Origin of the sequence: Roseomonas gilardii subsp. gilardii (genome assembly GCF_023078375.1) — a bacterium.
Lineage (GTDB): Bacteria > Pseudomonadota > Alphaproteobacteria > Acetobacterales > Acetobacteraceae > Roseomonas > Roseomonas gilardii.
In genome coordinates this window covers 130,364-148,657 of the sequence record NZ_CP095554.1, presented here as the reverse complement: position 1 = coordinate 148,657, position 18,294 = coordinate 130,364, and the positions used below count along the sequence as shown (strand labels likewise).

At 70.2% G+C, this 18,294-nt stretch carries 16 protein-coding genes; 3 read left to right on the top strand and 13 right to left on the bottom strand.

The window, feature by feature from the left end:
• Window positions 1-13: 13 nt before the first annotated feature.
• Window positions 14-934, bottom strand: coding sequence for an ABC transporter permease (locus MVG78_RS00720; protein WP_247557300.1), 921 nt, complete (start codon window positions 932-934; stop codon window positions 14-16).
• Window positions 935-1,007: 73 nt separating this feature from the next.
• Window positions 1,008-2,195: a glycine betaine/L-proline ABC transporter ATP-binding protein ProV gene (proV, locus tag MVG78_RS00715; protein WP_247557297.1), complete on the bottom strand. Its 1,188-nt coding sequence runs from the start codon at window positions 2,193-2,195 to the stop codon at window positions 1,008-1,010.
• A gap of 875 nt (window positions 2,196-3,070) precedes the next feature.
• Between proV and MVG78_RS00710 the strand changes: the two genes are divergently transcribed.
• Complete coding sequence (locus tag MVG78_RS00710) at window positions 3,071-3,832, top strand: DUF2189 domain-containing protein (RefSeq protein WP_247560560.1); 762 nt, start codon at window positions 3,071-3,073, stop codon at window positions 3,830-3,832.
• A gap of 36 nt (window positions 3,833-3,868) precedes the next feature.
• On the opposite strand, the gene MVG78_RS00705 is transcribed toward MVG78_RS00710, so the two are convergent.
• Window positions 3,869-4,924 carry an NAD(P)-dependent alcohol dehydrogenase gene (locus tag MVG78_RS00705; protein ID WP_247557294.1) on the bottom strand — a complete coding sequence of 352 codons (1,056 nt, stop codon included), beginning with the start codon at window positions 4,922-4,924 and terminating at the stop codon, window positions 3,869-3,871.
• A gap of 291 nt (window positions 4,925-5,215) precedes the next feature.
• On the opposite strand from MVG78_RS00705, the gene MVG78_RS00700 reads away from it, so the two are divergent.
• The gene (locus MVG78_RS00700; protein ID WP_247557292.1) at window positions 5,216-6,127 is read left to right on the top strand and encodes a dienelactone hydrolase family protein; all 912 of its coding nucleotides are present in this window, start codon (window positions 5,216-5,218) and stop codon (window positions 6,125-6,127) included.
• A 380-nt stretch (window positions 6,128-6,507) separates the two neighbouring features.
• Here MVG78_RS00700 and MVG78_RS00695 read toward each other — a convergent pair whose 3' ends face one another.
• The 7 genes from MVG78_RS00695 to phnC form a co-directional block, all read right to left on the bottom strand.
• Entirely contained in the window at window positions 6,508-8,166 is a 1,659-nt protein-coding gene (locus MVG78_RS00695; RefSeq protein ID WP_247557289.1) for an isocitrate lyase, read from the bottom strand.
• A gap of 72 nt (window positions 8,167-8,238) precedes the next feature.
• The gene (locus MVG78_RS00690) at window positions 8,239-8,490 is read right to left on the bottom strand and encodes a hypothetical protein (RefSeq protein WP_247557286.1); all 252 of its coding nucleotides are present in this window, start codon (window positions 8,488-8,490) and stop codon (window positions 8,239-8,241) included.
• Window positions 8,491-8,661: 171 nt separating this feature from the next.
• Entirely contained in the window at window positions 8,662-9,507 is an 846-nt protein-coding gene (gene phnE / locus MVG78_RS00685) for a phosphonate ABC transporter, permease protein PhnE (RefSeq protein WP_247557283.1), read from the bottom strand.
• Window positions 9,504-10,385 carry a phosphonate ABC transporter, permease protein PhnE gene (phnE, locus tag MVG78_RS00680; RefSeq protein ID WP_247557280.1) on the bottom strand — a complete coding sequence of 294 codons (882 nt, stop codon included), beginning with the start codon at window positions 10,383-10,385 and terminating at the stop codon, window positions 9,504-9,506. The genes phnE (MVG78_RS00685) and phnE (MVG78_RS00680) overlap by 4 nt, the downstream gene beginning before the upstream one ends.
• A gap of 57 nt (window positions 10,386-10,442) precedes the next feature.
• Entirely contained in the window at window positions 10,443-11,264 is an 822-nt protein-coding gene (gene phnD, locus MVG78_RS00675; RefSeq protein ID WP_247557277.1) for a phosphate/phosphite/phosphonate ABC transporter substrate-binding protein, read from the bottom strand.
• On the bottom strand, window positions 11,230-11,439 hold the full coding sequence (locus MVG78_RS00670; RefSeq protein ID WP_247557275.1) for a hypothetical protein: 210 nt from the start codon (window positions 11,437-11,439) through the stop codon (window positions 11,230-11,232). Before MVG78_RS00670 ends, phnD begins: the two co-directional genes overlap by 35 nt.
• Window positions 11,440-11,455: 16 nt before the next feature.
• Window positions 11,456-12,232, bottom strand: a complete 777-nt coding sequence (gene phnC, locus MVG78_RS00665) for a phosphonate ABC transporter ATP-binding protein (RefSeq protein ID WP_247557273.1) — start codon at window positions 12,230-12,232, stop codon at window positions 11,456-11,458.
• Window positions 12,233-12,563: 331 nt separating this feature from the next.
• Between phnC and MVG78_RS00660 the strand changes: the two genes are divergently transcribed.
• Entirely contained in the window at window positions 12,564-13,256 is a 693-nt protein-coding gene (locus tag MVG78_RS00660) for a LysE family translocator (RefSeq protein WP_247557271.1), read from the top strand.
• Between the two features lie 237 nt (window positions 13,257-13,493).
• Here MVG78_RS00660 and MVG78_RS00655 read toward each other — a convergent pair whose 3' ends face one another.
• The 3 genes from MVG78_RS00655 to MVG78_RS00645 form a co-directional block, all read right to left on the bottom strand.
• Window positions 13,494-14,648: a DegT/DnrJ/EryC1/StrS family aminotransferase gene (locus MVG78_RS00655; RefSeq protein WP_247557269.1), complete on the bottom strand. Its 1,155-nt coding sequence runs from the start codon at window positions 14,646-14,648 to the stop codon at window positions 13,494-13,496.
• A gap of 111 nt (window positions 14,649-14,759) precedes the next feature.
• Window positions 14,760-16,226 (bottom strand): nucleotide sugar dehydrogenase, encoded by a 1,467-nt coding sequence (locus MVG78_RS00650; RefSeq protein ID WP_247557246.1) that lies wholly within the window; start codon window positions 16,224-16,226, stop codon window positions 14,760-14,762.
• Between the two features lie 72 nt (window positions 16,227-16,298).
• Window positions 16,299-18,284, bottom strand: a complete 1,986-nt coding sequence (locus MVG78_RS00645; RefSeq protein WP_247557227.1) for a polysaccharide biosynthesis protein — start codon at window positions 18,282-18,284, stop codon at window positions 16,299-16,301.
• Window positions 18,285-18,294 lie beyond the last annotated feature (10 nt).

Here is an 18,294-nt window from a genome sequence, read left to right as displayed (position 1 = left end):
TCGTGTGGGACGGTCAGTGGCTCGCGAGGCGGGCGGCGGCGTTGCCCTGCTTCGCCTCGCCGTCCGTGGTGTTGCGCGCGAAGAGTGCGCGCAGGCCGGGGAGCAGCGAGGGGCGCTTCTGACCGAAGCTCTGGGTGATGCGGTCGAGCAGCACGGCGAGGATCACGACGGCGAGGCCGCCTTCGAAGCCGGTGCCGACATCGAGGCGCTGGATGCCGGTGAGCACGGTGTTGCCCAGGCCGCCCGCGCCGATCATGGAGGCGATCACCACCATCGAGAGCGAGAGCATGATCGTCTGGTTGATGCCGGCCATGATGGAGGGCAGCGCGTTCGGGAGCTGCACCTTCATCAGCAACTGGCCGGGCGTGCAGCCGGAGGCGAGGCCGGCCTCGATGAACTCGCTGTTCACCTGGCGCAGGCCGAGATTGGTCAGGCGCACCACGGGCGGCATGGCGAAGATCACCGTGGCGATGGTGCCGGGCACGGCGCCCAGGCCGAAGAACATGGCGGCCGGGATCAGGTAGACGAAGGCCGGCATGGTCTGCATCAGGTCGAGCACGGGGCGGACGACGAGCGCCACGGCCTCGTTGCGCGCCATGGCGATGCCCAGCGGCACGCCGACCACGATGGCGATCACGGTGGCGGAAAGGACGAGGGAGAGGGTCTCCATCGTGCGCTCCCACAGGTCCATGCCCAGGATCACGAAGAGCGCGGCCACGGCGAAGAGGGCGAACTTCCAGCCCACGCGCCAGAGCGCGAGCAGCACGATCACCGCCACGGCGGCCAGCGGCGGGACGCCGGTCAGGGCGGCCTTGATGGTGCCGGTGACGAAGCCGATCACCGTGGCGATGCCATCGAGGAAGGGCATGAAATGGTCGAGGATGTAGTTGACGGCGGTGTCGGCGGCTTCGCCGATGCCGAGATGCATGTTCATGGTCTGTGATCCGGTGCTGTGGGCCTGGAATGCGCGCTCTGGGGCCCGCGGCGCCTGCCGCGGGCAGCGCGCCTCAGGCCGCGCGGTCCAGGGTCATCAGCAGGGCGGATTTGCTGATGGAGCCGATGTAGCGCTTCTGCGCATCCACCACCGGCACGGGCCAGGGGCTCTGCGCGACGCGGCCGAGCACGTCCGACAGGGTCTGGTCGGCGTCGATCGGCTCGATCTCCGAGAGGAAGGCGCGGTGGTAGGGGTCCGCCTCGCCGCTGCGAGCGGCGCGGGAGAGGGATTCCGCGCTGACCATGCCGTGATAGCGGCGGTCGCGCCCCACCACGATGGCGACGTCCCGGTCGTGGCGCCGCATGCGCTCCAGCGCCGCCGGGACGGCGAGGCCCTTGCGTTCGATCAGCACGACCTGCGCGTCGCGGGCCACGTCGCCGGCGCGGAAGACCTGCGACACGTCCACGTTGCGGAAGAAGGAGCGGACATAGTCGTTGGCCGGGTTCGCCACGATGTCGTCGGGCGTGCCGACCTGCACCACGTTGCCGTGCTGCATGATGGCGATGCGGTCGCCGATGCGCATGGCCTCGTCGAGGTCGTGGCTGACGAAGATGATGGTGCGGCTGTGCTCGGACTGAAGGCGCAGCAGTTCGTCCTGCATCTCCGTGCGGATCAGTGGGTCGAGGGCCGAGAAGGCTTCGTCCATCAGCAGCACGGTCGGCTCGCTGGCCAGGGCGCGGGCGAGGCCGACGCGCTGCTTCATGCCGCCGGAAAGCTGGTCCGGGCGGCTCTGGGCATAGGCGGCGAGGCCCACGCCCTCCAGCGCCGCCATGGCCTTGGCGTGGCGCTCGGCCTCCGCCACGCCCGCGACCTCCAGACCGAAGGCGGCGTTGTCGAGCACCGTGCGGTTGGGCAGCAGGGCGAAGGACTGGAAGACCATGCTCATGTCGCGGCGGCGCAGCTCGGTCAGCTCGCGCTTCGACATGCGGGTGATGTCCTGGCCATCCACCAGGATGGAGCCGGAGGTCGGCTCGATCAGGCGGTTGAGCAGGCGCAGCAGGGTGGACTTGCCGGAGCCGGAGAGGCCCATGATCACGAAGATCTCGCCCGCCATGATGTCGAAATTCGCGCCGTTGACGCCCAGCGTGCAACCGGTTTCGGCATGGATCTCGTCCTTGCCGCGGCCCTGGCGCACCATTTCCATGGCGCGGTCGGGATGGTCCCCGAAGATCTTGTAGACGTCGCGCAGGGCGATCTTCACCTGCGGTTCGGTACTCGCGTCGGCGGCGGTATCCGCCGGAAGGGAAGTAGTCGCGGGCGCCCCGGGGGACGGCCCGTTCGTTGCCGTATCCATCAAGAATGCGTCTCCCAGTTGGCCATCCGCCCTGGGATGGCACTCGATCCTCCATGCGAGCTGTCGCCGGCAGGCACGACGGCTATGAGCATAGAACGGGCGGAAAGATCCGATACGGACCTTTCTGCCCTGAAAATGACACAATGATGTGTCGCTGCCGTAAATAACGATAGCCGCGATGTAGAATGGATGAACCGGATTGTCCACTCCTGTCGGGACAGACATGCGCTGTGCAGGCGACATTCCAGGAAAGATGATCGGCGGAATGCCTCAGGAGAGAGGGCCGGAAGCGCCTCGGGAAAAGCGAATTATTCTGGCGTCTGCCTTGGATATGTTCGGGAAGGGGGCGCATTATCCTGAGCGCCACCATGGTGGATCGGGGATTGATTGAACCGGTTCTGATGGCCCCGATCACGATATTGTAACTCTCTGACACCCATGGTCCTGGAAGCCCGAATCGGGCTCGGTCCTCACCATGAAATGACCGTTCCTCCTCCCGCCCTCGAGCTGGAAAGGCTGGCAAACCGTTCCGGTTCCGCCCAGATCGAGGCAGCCGGACCGCCGCCTCCCCGCGACAGGCCCGGCGAAGGGCAGACCGAACGATGGAGCACGGCGCCACGAGCAGCGATGGACCCCGTCAGGGGGCCTGATCGACCCGACCACTCTCCTGGCCATGTGCCACCTGGTTCCCGCCCAGCCCCTGCACCCGGGCCCCGCATCGGGCCCCTGTCTTCGGGAGGGTAGAGAGAATGGTGAGGAATTCGTCCGCGGCCACTGGCGGCATGGGGGTGTCGGCGCGTCCCGCCATCCGCCACATCGGCTATGACGACCTGCGCGCCGCGCTGTCTGATGGATGGCGGGATTTCCGGGAAACGCCGACCCAGCTGGTCTTCCTGGGCGTGATCTATCCGCTGGTCGGTTTCGTCGCCGCCCGCGCGGCCTTCGGATACGACCTGTTGCCGCTGCTTTTCCCCATGCTGGCGGGCATCAGCCTGCTCGGACCCGTCGCGGCGGTGGGTCTCTACGAGATCAGTCGGCGCCGCGAGCGTGGCGAGCCCGCATCCTGGGTGAATGCCTTCGACGTGCTGCGCTCGCCCTCGCTCTTCTCGATCGCGGCGCTGGGCGTGGTGCTGTTCGCCATCTTCGTCGCTTGGCTCTTCGTGGCCAAGGCCATCTATGTCGCCACGCTGGGCGCCGCCCCGCCGGATTCGCTGGGCGACTTCCTGCACGATGTGCTGCGGACCCGGGAAGGGCGCACCATGATGCTCCTCGGCAATGGCGCCGGCTTCCTGTTCGCCCTGCTGGTGCTGGGCATCTCGGCGGTGTCCTTCCCACTGCTGCTGGACCGCGATGTGGGCGTGGCAGAGGCGGTGCGGACCTCGATGCAGGCCATGGCCGCCAATCCGGGGCCGATGCTCGGCTGGGGACTGATCGTGGCGGTGCTGCTGGTGCTGGGGGCTCTGCCCTGCTTCGTGGGTCTGGCCGTGGTCATGCCCATCCTGGGCCATGCCACCTGGCACCTGTACCGGCGCATCGTGGCGTGAGGGGAAGCGGCCGGGGCCTGCGCCCCGGCCGGCCCGTCAGGCGGCCTCGGGCAGCGTCGCCATGTCGATGACGAAGCGGTACTTCACGTCGGAGCGGATCATGCGCTCATAGGCGGTGTTGATCTCGTCCATGCGGATCATCTCGATATCCGAAGTGATCCCGTGCGTGCCGCAGAAATCCAGCATCTCCTGCGTTTCCGCGATGCCGCCGATCAGCGAGCCGGCGAAGTTGCGGCGCTTGAAGATCAGGCTGAACACCGCGACCGGCAGAGGCTGCTCCGGCGCGCCGACCTGTACCAGCGTGCCATCGCGCTTGAGCAGGTTGAGATAGGTGTTGATGTCGTGCTGCGCCGCCACGGCATCGAGGATGAAGTCAAAGCGCCCGGCCTCGGCCGCCATCGCGGCTTCGTCCCGCGACAGCACCACCTCATGCGCGCCGAGGCGCAGAGCGTCCTCGACCTTGCTGACGGAGGTGGTGAAGAGCACGACATGCGCGCCGAAGGCCCGTGCGAACTTCACCGCCATATGGCCAAGCCCGCCCAGGCCGACGATGCCGACGCGCTGACCGGGGCCGACCTTCCAGTGCCGCAGAGGCGAATAGGTAGTGATCCCGGCGCAGAGCAGCGGCGCCACGGCGGCGAGGTCCAGATTTCCGGGTATCTTCAGCACGAAGGCCTGGTCCACCACCACGGCGCGGGAATAGCCGCCGAAGGTATGTCCGCCGCCATGCCTGTCCTCGCCGTTATAGGTGGGGACGAAGCCGCGCTCGCAATACTGCTCCAGCCCCTCCCGGCAACTGGCACATTCACGGCAGGAATCGACCATGCAGCCGACGCCTGCGATGTCGCCCGGCCTGAACCGGGTGACGGCATCGCCGACCGCCGAGACGCGGCCGACGATCTCGTGCCCCGGCACGCAGGGATAGAGGGTGTTGTGCCATTCATTGCGGGCCTGGTGCAGGTCGGAATGGCAGACACCGCAATAGAGGATGTCGATCCGCACATCCGTGGGCCCCGGATCGCGGCGTTCGAAGGTGATCGGGGCGAGCGGGGCCGTCGCGGCCCCCGCGGCATAGCCGGTGCAGGTGAACATGCGGATGTCCTCGCATGAAGGCGTGGGAAAGGCTCGCGGCCGCCCTGGTGCGGGTGCCGCGAGACGAAGGGGCGATGAAAGATCGGGCGCGGGGGATCTAGTCCCGGGACGGCCATTCAGCCAGGGCTTCCCGAAACAGGGCATGGCGGAAAAGAACGGCGATCAATGGAACGTGATGGTCCGTCAGGCCGGCGATCACTTCTGGTGGCATGGCGAGGGATGGCTAGACTACCCCCGGCATGTCCTGAGCGCGGATCGCAGGCGGGGCGCCACCAGCGGAGGAAACGCCCGATGCCCGACATGATCGAAGTGGAAACGCCTGTTCCGCCGCCGCTGACACAGATGGAGATCGACCAGCGGGTCTACGACCTCTACGACGAATACTGCCATGGTCGCCTCGAACGCCGCGAGTTCCTGGCCCGCGCCGCCATGATCGCGGGTGGCCTGGCCATGGCGCAGGCGCTGCTGCCCCGCTATGCCCAGGCGCAGACCATCTCCTTCACCGATGAGCGCATCCGGGCGCGCTACGTCACCTATCCCTCACCCGGCGGCAACTCCGGCACGATGCGCGGCTATCTGGTGCAGCCGAGTGGGACGGGACCTTTCCCGGCGGTGCTGGTGATCCACGAGAACCGGGGGCTGAACCCCTATATCGAGGATGTCGCCCGCCGCCTCGCGGTCGAGGGCTTCCTGGCCCTGGCGCCGGACGGGCTGTTTCCGGCCGGCGGCTATCCCGGCAACGACGATGGCGGGCGCGACCTGCAGGCGGGACTGGACCAGGGCAGGCTGCGCATGGACATGCGCAACGGCGCCACCTGGCTGAAGGCGCATGAATTGTCCTCGGGCAAGCTTGGCATCACCGGCTTCTGCTGGGGCGGCACCACCACCAATACGCTGGCGGTCGCCCTTGGGGCGGAGGTGAAGGCGGCTGTGCCCTTCTATGGCGCCGCGCCGGAGACCGCCGGCGTGCCCTCCATCAAGGCGCCGCTGCTGATCCACTATGCCGAGAAGGACGAGCGCATCAATGCGATGTGGCCTGCCTACGAGGCTGCGCTGAAGGCGAATGGCATCCCGTACGAGGCGTTCATCTACCCAGGCACGCAGCACGGCTTCCACAACAACTCGACGCCACGCTACGACGAGGCGGCGGCGAAGCTCGCCTGGGATCGGACCCTCGCGCATTTCCGCAAGAACCTGGCCTGAAGGGCGGGGCGGGGCGCTTCATGGCTGGCCGCCAGGGGCAAGGCGCTGCCTCGCCCCCGGACCCCGGGCTTTCGCTGGTCCGGGTGGCGGCCGTCAGTCTGCCGTCCGATCCCTGAGCGCAGATGGATCAGCGGGGCTCCCGAAAAGAAAAAATCCCTTCTCAGCGCTGGCGGCACCGGCCGTCGCCGGAGAGCCATGCTCTCCGGCGTCAGTAGGGACCAGCGAATGGGAGGTCCAGGAACCTCAGGTTCCTGGCGGATAAGGGGGTTCGGGGGGTCGACGCACTGCGTCGACGGCGGAGCCTTGTCCCCCGAAGGACAGCGCGACACGCGAAGGGCCGCCCCTCACCGGGGCGGCCCTGACGCTGCGGAAACACCCGTTCAGGCGAACTGGTTCATCGTGTTGTGGGCGCCGCCGGCCTTGAGCGCGGCCTCGCCGGCGAAATACTCCTTGTGCTCGTCACCGATATCCGAGCCCGCCATGTTCTGGTGGCGGACGCAGGCGACGCCGCGGCGGATCTCCTGCCGCTGCACATCCAGCACGTAGCCGAGCATGCCCTGCTCGCCGAAATACTTCTGCGACAGCGTGTCGGTGGACAGCGCGGCCGTGTGATAGGTCGGTAGCGTGATCAGGTGATGGAAGATTCCGGCGCGCTTCGAGGCATCGGCCTGGAAGCTGCGGATGCGGGCATCCGCCTCCTGCGCCAGATCGGTGCCGTCGTAGTCCACGCTCATCAGCTTCGTGCGGTCATAGGCGGAGATGTCGCGGCCTTCCTTCTGCCAGGCATCGTAGACCTGCTGGCGGAAGCTCAGCGTCCAGTTGAAGGACGGCGAGTTGTTGTAGACCAGCTTGGCGTTCGGCACGACCTCGCGGATGCGGTCCATCATGCCGGCGATCTGCTCGACATGCGGCTTTTCCGTTTCGATCCAGAGCAGGTCGGCACCGTTCTGGAGGGAGGTGATGCTGTCCAGCACACAGCGGTCCGCGCCGGTGCCCGGGCGGAACTGGTAGAGATTGCTCGGCAGGCGCTTCGGGCGCAGCAGCTTGCCTTCGCGGCGGATCAGCACGTCGCCATCCTTCGCCTGCTCGGCGGTGATTTCCTCGCAGTCCAGGAAGGCATTGTACTGGTCGCCGATATCGCCCGGCTCGCGGCTATAGGCGATCTGCTTGGTCAGACCGGCGCCGAGCGAATCCGTGCGGGTGACGATGATCCCGTCCGGCACGCCGAGCTCCAGGAAGGCATAGCGGATGGCACGGATCTTCTGGATGAAGTCCTCATGCGGCACCGTCACCTTGCCGTCCTGGTGGCCGCACTGCTTCTCGTCGGAGACCTGGTTCTCGATCTGCAACGCGCAGGCGCCCGCCTCGATCATCTTCCGGGCAAGGAGATAGGTCGCCTCGGCATTGCCGAAGCCCGCATCGATATCGGCGATGATCGGCACCACATGCGTCTGGTGGTTCTCCGCCTTCGCCAGGAGCTCCGCTGCCTTCTCGTGATCGCCCGCGGCCCGGGCCTTGTCATAGGCGCGGAACAGGTCGTTCACCTCGCGCGCATCGGCCTGACGGAGGAAGGTGTAGATCTCCTCGATCAGCGCGGGCACGCTGGTCTTCTCGTGCATCGACTGGTCGGGCAGAGGGCCGAACTCCGAGCGCAGCGCCGCGACCATCCAGCCGGAGAGGTAGATGTAGCGCCGTTCCGTGCCGCCGAAATGCTTCTTCACCGCGATCATCTGCTGCTGCGCGATGAAGCCGTGCCAGGCGCCGAGCGACTGGGTGTAGAGCGCGGGGTCCCGGTCATAGGCCGCCATGTCGGCGCGCATGATGCCGGCGGTGTAGCGCGCGATGTCGAGGCCGGTGCGGAAGCGGTTCTGCAAGCGCATGCGAGCGGCGGATTCGGGGCTGATCGCGTCCCAGGTGCCCTGGCGGCTCTCCACCAGCTTGCCGATCTGCTCGACATCGTCGCGATAGGCGGAGGCGGCGCCACGCGGGCCGGGGAAGCCGCCGCTCAGTCCGTCCGGTGCGTGGGTCGGGAGGGGCATGTCTCTGTTCCTGCTGTCCTGAAGAAATCCGGTGCGATGGTCCTGCCGCGCGGCGGCCGCGGGGCGGTCGGCTCAGCTGTAGTGGAGGTCGTCGTGCACGGCGCTGCTGGGCGTCGGCACGCTGGACGTGTCGGCCACCAGCCGCTCGGGCCGCATTCCCACGGGGCCGTTCTCGCGGCGCTCATTCGCCCAGTCGTGGTTGTGCACCAGGCCGTCATCGTACCCGCTCTCGTCCTGCGGCCGGGCGGAGGCAGTCGCGCTGCCCGGCAGGTCCCGCGACTGGGACACGGAGGGAATGGTCTGGGTCTTGGTGGTGATGAACATGGCTTCGATCTCCCTGGTGATCCGAGAACGACTTCTCGATGGACATAGAACGTCCTCCTCGCCCGGGAGGGAACACGGGATTCACAGTGAAGCTTGTAAAGTGGTTACAGGATTTACTATCCCAGTACTCAAACGGTAAATCCTGTAAAGCGCAGGGAGTTCCTGCCCGCCCTATGCGGCGGTGACGTCCCGCCGGCCGATCAGGCGGCGCCGGATGCGGCCCGAGATGGCGTCGATCACCGCGACGACGAGAACCATGACGATGATGATGAAGGCCACCTCGTCCCAGTTGCGGACCTTGATGCGCTCGGCGATCTGCAGGCCGATGCCGCCCGCACCGACCACGCCGAGGATCGCGGCGGAGCGGGTGTTGCTCTCGAAGAAGTAGAGCGCCTGGGCCAGCATCACCGGCAGCACCTGCGGCCAGACGCCCCAGCGCAGCGCCATCGGGCGCGAGCCCCCGGCGGCGATGACACCCTCGGCCTGGCGCGGCTCGGCATTCTCGATGGCCTCGGCATAGAGCTTGGCGAGCACGGCGGTGTCGGAGGTGACGATGGCCAGCACGCCGGCCAGCGGGCCGAGGCCGACCGCACGCACGAAGGCCAGGGCCCAGATGAGCTGGTCGATGCCGCGCACGCCGTCGAAGATCCGGCGCAGCGAGAAGCGCAGCAGGAAGGTGGTGAGCCCGTTGCGCGCGCCGAGGAAGCCGAGCGGGATGGCCAGCGTCCCGGCGATGACGCTGCCGAGGAAGGCCATGGCGAGGCTTTCGCCGATGCCGCGCAGGATGTCCCACCACAGCGCGCCGGGGGAGGGCGGGATCATCAGCCGGACGATGACGCCCAGGCCCCAGAGACCGTTCCAGAGACGCTGCGGCGAGATGCCGAACCACCACAGCGCCCAGCCCAGCCAAGCGAGGAAGGCGAGGCCGCCGAGCCAGCGCAGCGCGAGGCCGCCCGGGCCGGGGCCGAAGGCGGCGGGCTGCGACGCCTTCCAGCGGGCGAGTTCGCCGGGGCTCATGCGCGGCGCCCGATCAGGCGGTGGCGTAGGCGCTCGCTGGTCAGGTCGATGGCCATCACGGTCAGCATGATCAGCACGACGATGGCGCTGATCTCCTCGTAGTAGTTGGAGAGGATCACGGTGTAGAGCTCCTCCCCGATGCCGCCCGCGCCGACGAAGCCGATCACGCTGGCGCCGCGCACATTGATCTCGAAGCGCAGCAGCACATAGGACAGCAGCGAAGGCCCAACCTGTGGCAGCACCGCCCAGCGGCAGGCCTGCACCCAGTTGGCGCCCGAGGCGCGCAGCCCTTCCCAGGGCCCCATCTCGGCATTCTCGATGGCCTCGGCGAAGAGCTTGCCCAGCGCGCCCGCCGTGTGCAGGGCGATGGCGATGATGCCCGGCAGCGCGCCGACGCCGAAGGCCCAGACCAGGATCAGCGCGAAGACCAGTTCCGGCACGGTCCGCACCGCCTCCAGCCCGCGCCGCGAGAGCTGGAAGGCCCAGCCGTTGGGCGAGAGGTTGCGCGCGCCGAGGAAGGCCAGCGGCAGGGCGAGGAGGGTGCCCGCCACGGTGGCGAGCGCGGCCATGTTCGCCGTCTCGAAGAGCAGCCAAGCCCAGCGGTCGAGGCGGTAGAACCAGTAGGCGAGGCTGCCCTCGGTCTTCACCCCGGCGAAAAGGCTGTTCCAGCGCAGGTCGGGCAGGGTGCGGAGGAAATAGTCGCCCATGCGCGGGAAGCCGGCGACCAGGGTGGGGAAGCGGAACTCGCTGACCCAGGCGGCCAGCCAGAGGCAGGGCAGCAGCACGGCCAGAACCAGCAGGACGCCCAGCCAGCGCCGCCGCCGGGCGGCACGGAAGGCGGCCTCGCCGCGCGCCACGGCGCCGGATGCCCCGCTCATGCGATGGTGCTCATGCGGCGGGGCTCATGCGGCGGGCTGTCGCGGAAAGGCCCCGCGTCAGTTGCGCTGGCGGCGCGCGGCCGCCTCCTCGCGCCGCAGGGCGATAGGCAACTCGTAGTCGGCGAGGGTGACGGTACGGAAGCCGGTGCCCTCGCCGCGCTCGATCTGCTGGTAGATCTCCGGATGCACGCGCGGCAGGGCGAGCAGGAAGTCGCGCAGGTCGTTCCTGAAGCTCTCGGGCAGGTCGGCGCGCACGGCGATGGGGCCGGTGGGGATCAGGCCGGAGTGCCAGATGACGCGCAGGTCGCTCATCTTCAGCAGGCCCTTGTCCACCATGGCGCGGAGATTGCCGCGGGAATAGCCCTGCGCCGGATCGCCCTGGCCGGAGGCCCAGGTGCAGGCGGCGTCGTACTGCCGTTGCAGCACCGCCACCACGGCCTGTTCGTGCCCGCCGGCGAAGCCGGTGTGCGAGAAGTACTTCCCGTCCTCGGTCGGGATGCCCTGGGCGCGCAGCGCGGCGCGCGGCGCGAAATAGCCGGAGGTGGAGTTGGGGTCGGCCCAGGCGAGGGACCGGCCCTTCATGCCGGCGATGTCGGTGATGCCGGAATCCGCGCGCACCACCATCACCGCGATATAGCCGATGGAGCCGTCATCCTGCTCCGCCGCCACCAGAGGCTCCACCCCGCCATTCGTGTCGAGCCAGGCGCCGGCGAAGGCGGCGGCGCCCATCTGCGCGACCTCGACCTGCTTCGCCGCCATGGCCTGGCCGACCCCCGCGAAATCCGCCGCCGGGTAGAGGCGGACGGGCACCTGGAAGGTCTCCTCCAGCAGCTTGCGATAGGCGTTAGCGACCGAGCCGGTCGGCCTCGTTCTCGCCACCCGAGATGCCGATGCGCAGCGTGGGGATCTGCGCCGCCCAGGCGCGCTTGCCGGGACTGGGGAAGGGACTGCCATCCGCCGTGCGGCGCGGGGTGTCCTCGGCGCGGGCGGGAAGGGCGTGCGCCAGGAGCGGCAGGGCCATGGCCGAGGTCAGGAGGTTGCGTCGCGTGCTCATGCCATTCGTCTTCCGTTCAAGCGGGAAGCGGAGCATCGGCGAGAGGCTCCGTCACCCCGTAGATCGCGCGCAGCCGGGCCGCGTCCAGGGCGTCCGGCGCACCGTCGAACACGACGCGCCCGGCCTGCATCGCCACGATGCGGCCGCAGTATTCCCGCGCCGTCTCGATATGGTGGAGGTTCACCAGCACGGTCAGCCCGTCGCGCCGGTTGATGTCGCGCAGCGCCGCCATCACCACCCCGGCATTGCGCGGATCGAGCGAGGCGATCGGCTCGTCGGCCAGGACGAGCTTCGGCTGCTGCATCAGGGCGCGGGCGATGGCGACACGCTGCTGCTGCCCGCCGGAAAGCGTGTCGGCGCGCTGCAAGGCGAGATCCGCGAGGTCGAAGCGGTCGAGCGTCGCCAGGGCCAGGGCGCGTTCCTCCGCGCTGAAGGCGCCGAGGAAGCCGGTGACGGCGCCCCAGGCGCCGGGGCGGCGGTTGAGGCGGCCCACCAGCACGTTGCGCAGCACGTCGAGGCGCGGGACGAGGTTGAACTGCTGGAAGACCATGGCGCAGTCGGTGCGCCAGTCGCGCAGCGCCTGGCCGTGCAAGGCGGTGACGTCGCGCCCGTCGAAGAGGATGCGCCCGCCGCTCGGTTCGGTCAGGCGGTTGATCATGCGCAGCAGGGTGGACTTCCCGGCGCCGGAGCGGCCGATCACCCCCACCATCTGCCCGTCGGGGATGCTGAGGCTGACGCCATCCACCGCCACGCGGTTGCCGAAGCGGCGGGTCAGGTCCCGGATCTCCAGCATGGCGCGACACCCTCCGCGATGGCGGTGCGGGAGCATAGCGCCGTGCCTCATGGGTGCGAGCCCCCCGGCACCCGGGCAGGCCGCGGAATGGTGCGGGGCAGCACGGAATTGCATTGACGTTATGGGAAGGTTGCTCCCATCCTGTTCGCGGAATGTTGAGCCGACTCCTCCCCATTGCGCGACAAGCGCTGCAAGCGCAGCCGTTCACGGCCTGCGCCGAGGGGATGTGTGTGCCTCGCCCGGATGACGATCCGGCGCGGGGCGGCGACCGGGGACGACCCGCCGCCTAGAGACCCGACATCCGCAACCCTCAGCAGGCCCCGCCGACACCATGTCGCGGGGCTTTTTCTTTGCCTTCGCCGAACGGGAGTTCCGCGTGGAACCTAGTGCCTCTCTCCCCTTGTTCCTCAAGGCCGCCGGCTTCGGCCTGGCCGTCGCCGCGCCGGTCGGGCCGATGAGCCTGCTCTGCATGCGCCGCTGCCTGGGGCAAGGTGAGGGGCAGGGCTGGCAGGCCGGGCTCGCCACGGGGGCGGGGATCGCGCTGGGCGACGCGTGCTATGCGCTGGTGGCGGCGCTGGGGCTTTCCGGCCTGTCCGGCTTCCTGCTGGCGCGGGAGAAGCCGCTGCACCTCGCCGCCGGGCTGTTCCTGCTCTATCTCGGCCTGCGAAGCTGGCGCCGCCGCCCCGCTGAGACCGGGACTGGGACCACGCCCGAGGCAGTGCGGCTGCGGCCCTGGCCCGCGTTGGCGAGCGCGCTCCTGCTGACGCTCACCAACCCGCCCACGATCCTGATGTTCGCGGCGATCTTCACCGCCCTGGCGCCGCGCGGCGGATTCGACACGGCCACGGCCGTCCTCACCGTGCTCGGCGTCTTCGCCGGCTCGATGCTCTGGTGGTGCGGGCTGGTCGCGGCTCTCACCCGCCTGCGCCACCTCCTTACCCCGCGCGCCCGCCTCTGGATCGACCGCCTCGCCGGCCTCGTCCTGGCCGGCTTCGGCCTCGCCACCCTGCGTCGGGGTTTCTGAGGATCTGGCCTGGGAACCGGGAGGCCCTGCCTCCCGGACCCTCCGCTCAGGGGGATAGTATCCCCCCGAGACCCCGCCATGAGCGTTCCGCGAGAAGGGGGATTGGGACAGCGGCCGCCATTGGCACGCCGGCAGCCATCCCCCTCCTCGCGGAGCGCTCGTAGGGTTCCCAGGGACCAACGTCCCTGGGCGGGGTGTCCAGAGGGGCAGGGCCCCTCTGGCCCCGGTCCGATCCCTTCAGAGCGCCGACAGGATGGCGTGGCAGACGCGGTCGGCCTGGGACTCGTCGAGGTAGGGGTGCATCGGCAGGCTGAGGATGCGGGTGCAGAGTTCCTCGCTGACCGGCAGGGGGGCGGCGCCGGCGTGGTGGTCGCGATAGGCCGGCTGGTGGTGCAGGGGCAGCGGGTAGTAGATGCCGGTGGGCACGCCGGCGGCCTTGCAGGCCTCCTGGACGCGGGGGCGGTCGGCGGCGGCCGGCAGGGTGATGGAGTAGAGGCCCCAGGCGCTTTCGGCGCCGGGGCGCTGTGCCTGGGTCTGCACGCGGTTGCCCAGGCGCTCCGCATACCAGCCGGCGATGCGGGCGCGGCTGCGGAGCTCCTCCTCGAAGAGCGGCAGCTTGCAGAGCAGGATGGCGGCCTGGATCGTGTCGAGGCGCCCGTTCATGCCGGTGCGGAGCACCTCGTAGCGCTGCTTGCCCTCGCCATGGGTGCGGAGCGAGCGGTAGAGCTCGGCCTTCTCGTCGCTGTCGGTCAGGATGGCGCCGCCATCGCCGTAACAGCCCAGCGTCTTGGTCGGATAGAAGCTGAGCGCCGCCGCGCCACCCCAGCGGCCCAGGCGCTTGCCGTCGAGGCTGGCGCCGAAGGCCTGGGCGGCGTCGTCGAGGGCGAACATGCCTTCCTCGGCGCAGATCGCCTCGATGGCCGGCCAGTCGGCGGGCAGGCCGAAGAGGTCCACGCCCACCACGGCGCGCGGGCGCAGCCTGCCCTCGGCCTTCACCGCGGCGATGCGGCGCTTCAGGTCGGCGATGTCGATGTTGAAGCTCTGCGGGTCCACATCCACGAAGACCGGGGTGGCGCCGAGCACGAGCGGAACCTCGGCGGTGGCGGTGTAGGTGAAGGCGGGCAGGAAGACGGCGTCGCCACGCCCGATCCCCTCGGCCATCATGGCGATCTGCAGGGCGTCGGTGCCGGAGGACACGCCGACCGCGTGCTTGCAGCCGGCGAAGCGGGCGAGCTGCTTCTCCAGCTCATCCACCTCCGGCCCCTGCACGAAGCGGCCGGAATCCAGCACCGAGGCGATGCGGCGGTCCAGCTCGCCACGGATCAGCGCCTGCTGCGCCTTCATGTCGAAGAGGGCGATGGGGCGGGAGGAGGACTCGGGAGCGGCGGTCATGGCAATCCAGCTGGCTGGGGGCCCGGCCTCGCGGCCCGGCCCCGTTCTCGGTGAGCGCGGGCCCGCCCGGCCGCCGCCGCCGGGATGGGCGGGGGAGCGGCGGGGCCGGCCCTATGCGGGGAGGATGTAGGCCCCACCGCCCCCGGGGGCCAAGTCACCCTTCGTGTCGCCCGGCAATCTTGCTCCCGGCTTCCCGGACCCAGGGCCGAGGAAGCCTGCCTGATCCTCCCGCATCCCGGTGACCGGCCAGGGGATGGGCGGGGGGGCGGCGGGGGGCTGGCGCAGGGCGCCGCGCGTGTCCACCACCAGCCGGGCGTGGCGGCGCACGAGATCCAGCGGCATGCCGCGATGCGGGGTCACGATCACCACCGCATCCTGTTCCGCCAGCAAGGCGGGGGTGAGGTCCTGGCTTTCGAGCGTCGGCGCCGTGCCGGAGAGCCGCCGCGTCGCCGGGAAGCGCGGCACCAGCGGGTCGTGATAGGCGAGATGCGCGCCATGGCCTTCCAGGATGCGGAAGATCTCCACCGCCGGGCTTTCCCGCGTGTCCGGCACGTCGGGCTTGTAGGCAAGGCCGAGCAGCAGCACGCGGGCGCCACGCAGGGTGCGGCCGCGCATGTCCAGCGCATCGCGCAGGCGGTTCACCACGTAATGCGGCTGGGCGTCGTTCACCCGGCCCGCCAGCTCGATGAAGTCGCTCGGCACGCCCAGCTCCCGCGCCTTCCAGGCGAGGTAGTAGGGATCGACCGGAATGCAGTGGCCGCCCAGGCCGGGGCCGGGGCGGAAGGGCATGAAGCCGAAGGGCTTGGTGGCGGCGGCGTCGATCACCTCGTGCACGTCGATGGCCATGGCGTGGCTGAGGCGCTTGAGCTCGTTCACCAGGCCGATGTTCACGGCGCGGAAGACGTTCTCGTAGCACTTGGCCAGCTCCGCGACGGCGAGCGAGGAGACCGGTACCACCGAGCCCGCCACCGGGGCGTAGAGCGCCTCCCCCACGGCGCGGCAGGTCGGCGTGGCGCCGGCCACCAGCTTGGGCACGCGGCCCACCGTGCCCTCGGGGTTGCCGGGGTCCTCGCGCTCGGGGCTGTAGATGCAGAAGGCATCACGCCCGACCCGCAGCCCGGCCTCGTCCAGCACGGGCAGGACATGCTCCTCGGTGGTGCCCGGATAGGTCGTGCTTTCCAGCGAGAGCGCCTGCCCGGGCCGCAGGAAGGGCCGCAGGGCGCGCAGCGTGTCGCGCACGGAGGAGAGGTCGGGCTCCTTGTGCGGGCCGATCGGGGTGGGGACGCAGATCACCAGCGCGTCGCAGGCGGCGGCGGCGGCCATCTCCGCCTGGGCCTCGATGCCCACGGCCGCCACGCGCGAATCGGCGATGCCGTGGATCGGCGAGCGCCCGGCCCGCACCGCCGCCACCTTGTCCGGGTCGATGTCGAAGCCGGTGACGCGGAAGCCGGTCTCGGCATAGCGCAGCGCCAGCGGGAAGCCCGCATAGCCCAGGCCGATCATGCCGATCCGCGCCTGCCGCGCCTCCAGCCGCCGGATCAGGCCGCGGGCGCGGGAGGGCAGGAAGGGGGCGTTCATCGCGGGCCTCCATCGGCCCGCCGCATGCCGGGATGCACGGCAGGGGGGCCGCCCGGGCGGCCCGGGGAGGGGTCAGGCCCCCCGCGCCGCCGCGTGATGCGGATCGTGGTCGAATTCCGGCACCAGGCGCGAAAGCTGCGCCAGCGCCAGCTTGGGCTGGCCGGCGCGGCAGGCGGCGGCGATCTCGTCGATCGCCCGGCCCACCAGCGCCGGATCGGCGGTGCGGGGCGTGGCCACCAGCAGGCCGGGGAAGCGCGTCGGGTTCGGCGGCTCCTGCCCGTGGAACAGCTCCTCGTAGAGCTTCTCGCCGGGGCGCAGGCCGGTGAAGCGGATCTCCACATCCTCCTCCGGGCGCAGCCCGGCGAGGCGGATCATGCGGCGGGCGAGGTCCACGATCTTCACCGGATCGCCCATGTCGAGCACGAAGATCCCGCCCTCGCGCAGCTCCGGCGGCTGGTCGGCGCGGTCCTCCGCCCCCACCACGCTGGCCTGGAGCACCAGCCCCACGGCCTCGCGCACCGTCATGAAGTAGCGGCGCATGTCCGGATGGGTGACGGTCAGCGGCCCGCCGCGTTCGAGCTGCCGCCGGAACAGCGGCACCACCGAGCCGGTGGAGCCCAGCACGTTGCCGAAGCGCACGGTGACGCAGCGCATGCCGCCGCCCCCGTTCGCGGCGGCCTGCCGCGCCTGCATGTCGAGGCCCTGGCAGTACATCTCCGCCAGCCGCTTGCCGGCGCCCATCACCGAGGTCGGGTTCACCGCCTTGTCGGTGGAAATGAAGACCATCTCGACCGCCCCCGCCGCCCGGGCCGCATCGGCCACGATGCGGGTGCCCTGGGCATTGGTGAGCAGCCCCTCGGCCGGGTCGTTCTCCACCATCGGCACGTGCTTCAGCGCCGCGGCGTGGAAGACCAGCTCGGGCCGGGTCTCCTCCATCAGCCGCCGGATGCGGGTCTCGTCGCGCACATCCGCCAGCACCGCCCGGCGCGGCACGCCGGGGTGCAGCTCGCCCAGTTCCAGGTCGATCGAGTAGAGGGCGAATTCCCCATGGTCCAGCAGCGTCAGCATGGCGGGGCCGAGGCCCGCCACCTGCCGCGCCAGCTCCCCGCCGATGGTGCCGCCGGCGCCCGTCACCAGCACCCGCCGGCCCTGCACCAGCCGGGCGATGCCGTCGCGGTCCAGCGGCACCTGGGGGCGGTCCAGCAGTTCCTCGATGCCGATCGGGCGCAGGGTGATGCGGCGCTCCATGCCGGCCGGGCGCTGCCGCTCCGGCGCCGTCGGGTCCAGCGCCGTGGGGCGCGGGGCACGGCGCACCGTCACGCCGTGGCGGTCGGCCGCGTCCAGCAGCGCCTCCAGATCCTTGCCCGAGACGTCGCTGCCCACCAGGACCAGCGTGGCGGGCAGGCGGTTCTGTTCCCGCAACCGCTCCAGCACCTCGTCCGCATCGTCCAGCGCGCCCAGGATCGGCACGCCGAGGATGCGCCGCCCGGCCTGCCGTGCCCGGGGAGCCAGGATGCCCAGCACGCGGAAGCCCGGCATGCGCTGCGCCGAGAGGGCGCGCAGGAAGAGGTCGGCGGCCTCGCCCGACCCCGCCAGCATCACCGTGCGGGCCGGGGCCTCGGTGGACGACAGGGCGCGGGCACCCCGGTAATGGGTATGGCGCATCCGCACCGCCATGCGCGCCGCGCCCAGCAGGGCGACCAGCGAGCCGGCATGGAGGAAGGGGAAGGCGATACTGGGCGGGCCCCATCCATGCGCCGCGCCCCCAGGAAAGGGTCCGGCCAGGAACAGGCCGAGCGAGAAGAGCGCGGCCATGGTCACGGCGGCGGTCAGCACGGCCAGCATGTCCGGCAGGCCGGAGAATCGCCAGTACTGCCGGGCCAGGCGCAGCGGAATGGCGCCGAGCAGGAAAGCGGCCAGCCCGCCGGCCAGGGCGGGCGGCCACCACGGGGCCGGGGGCCAGTTGCCGGGCGCATCGAGCCACAGGGCGAGCGGCAGGGCCGCCGCCGCCAGGGCGAGGTCGACGAGGAAGTTCAGCAGGATGCGTCTGGGCGCCATCCATCCTCGT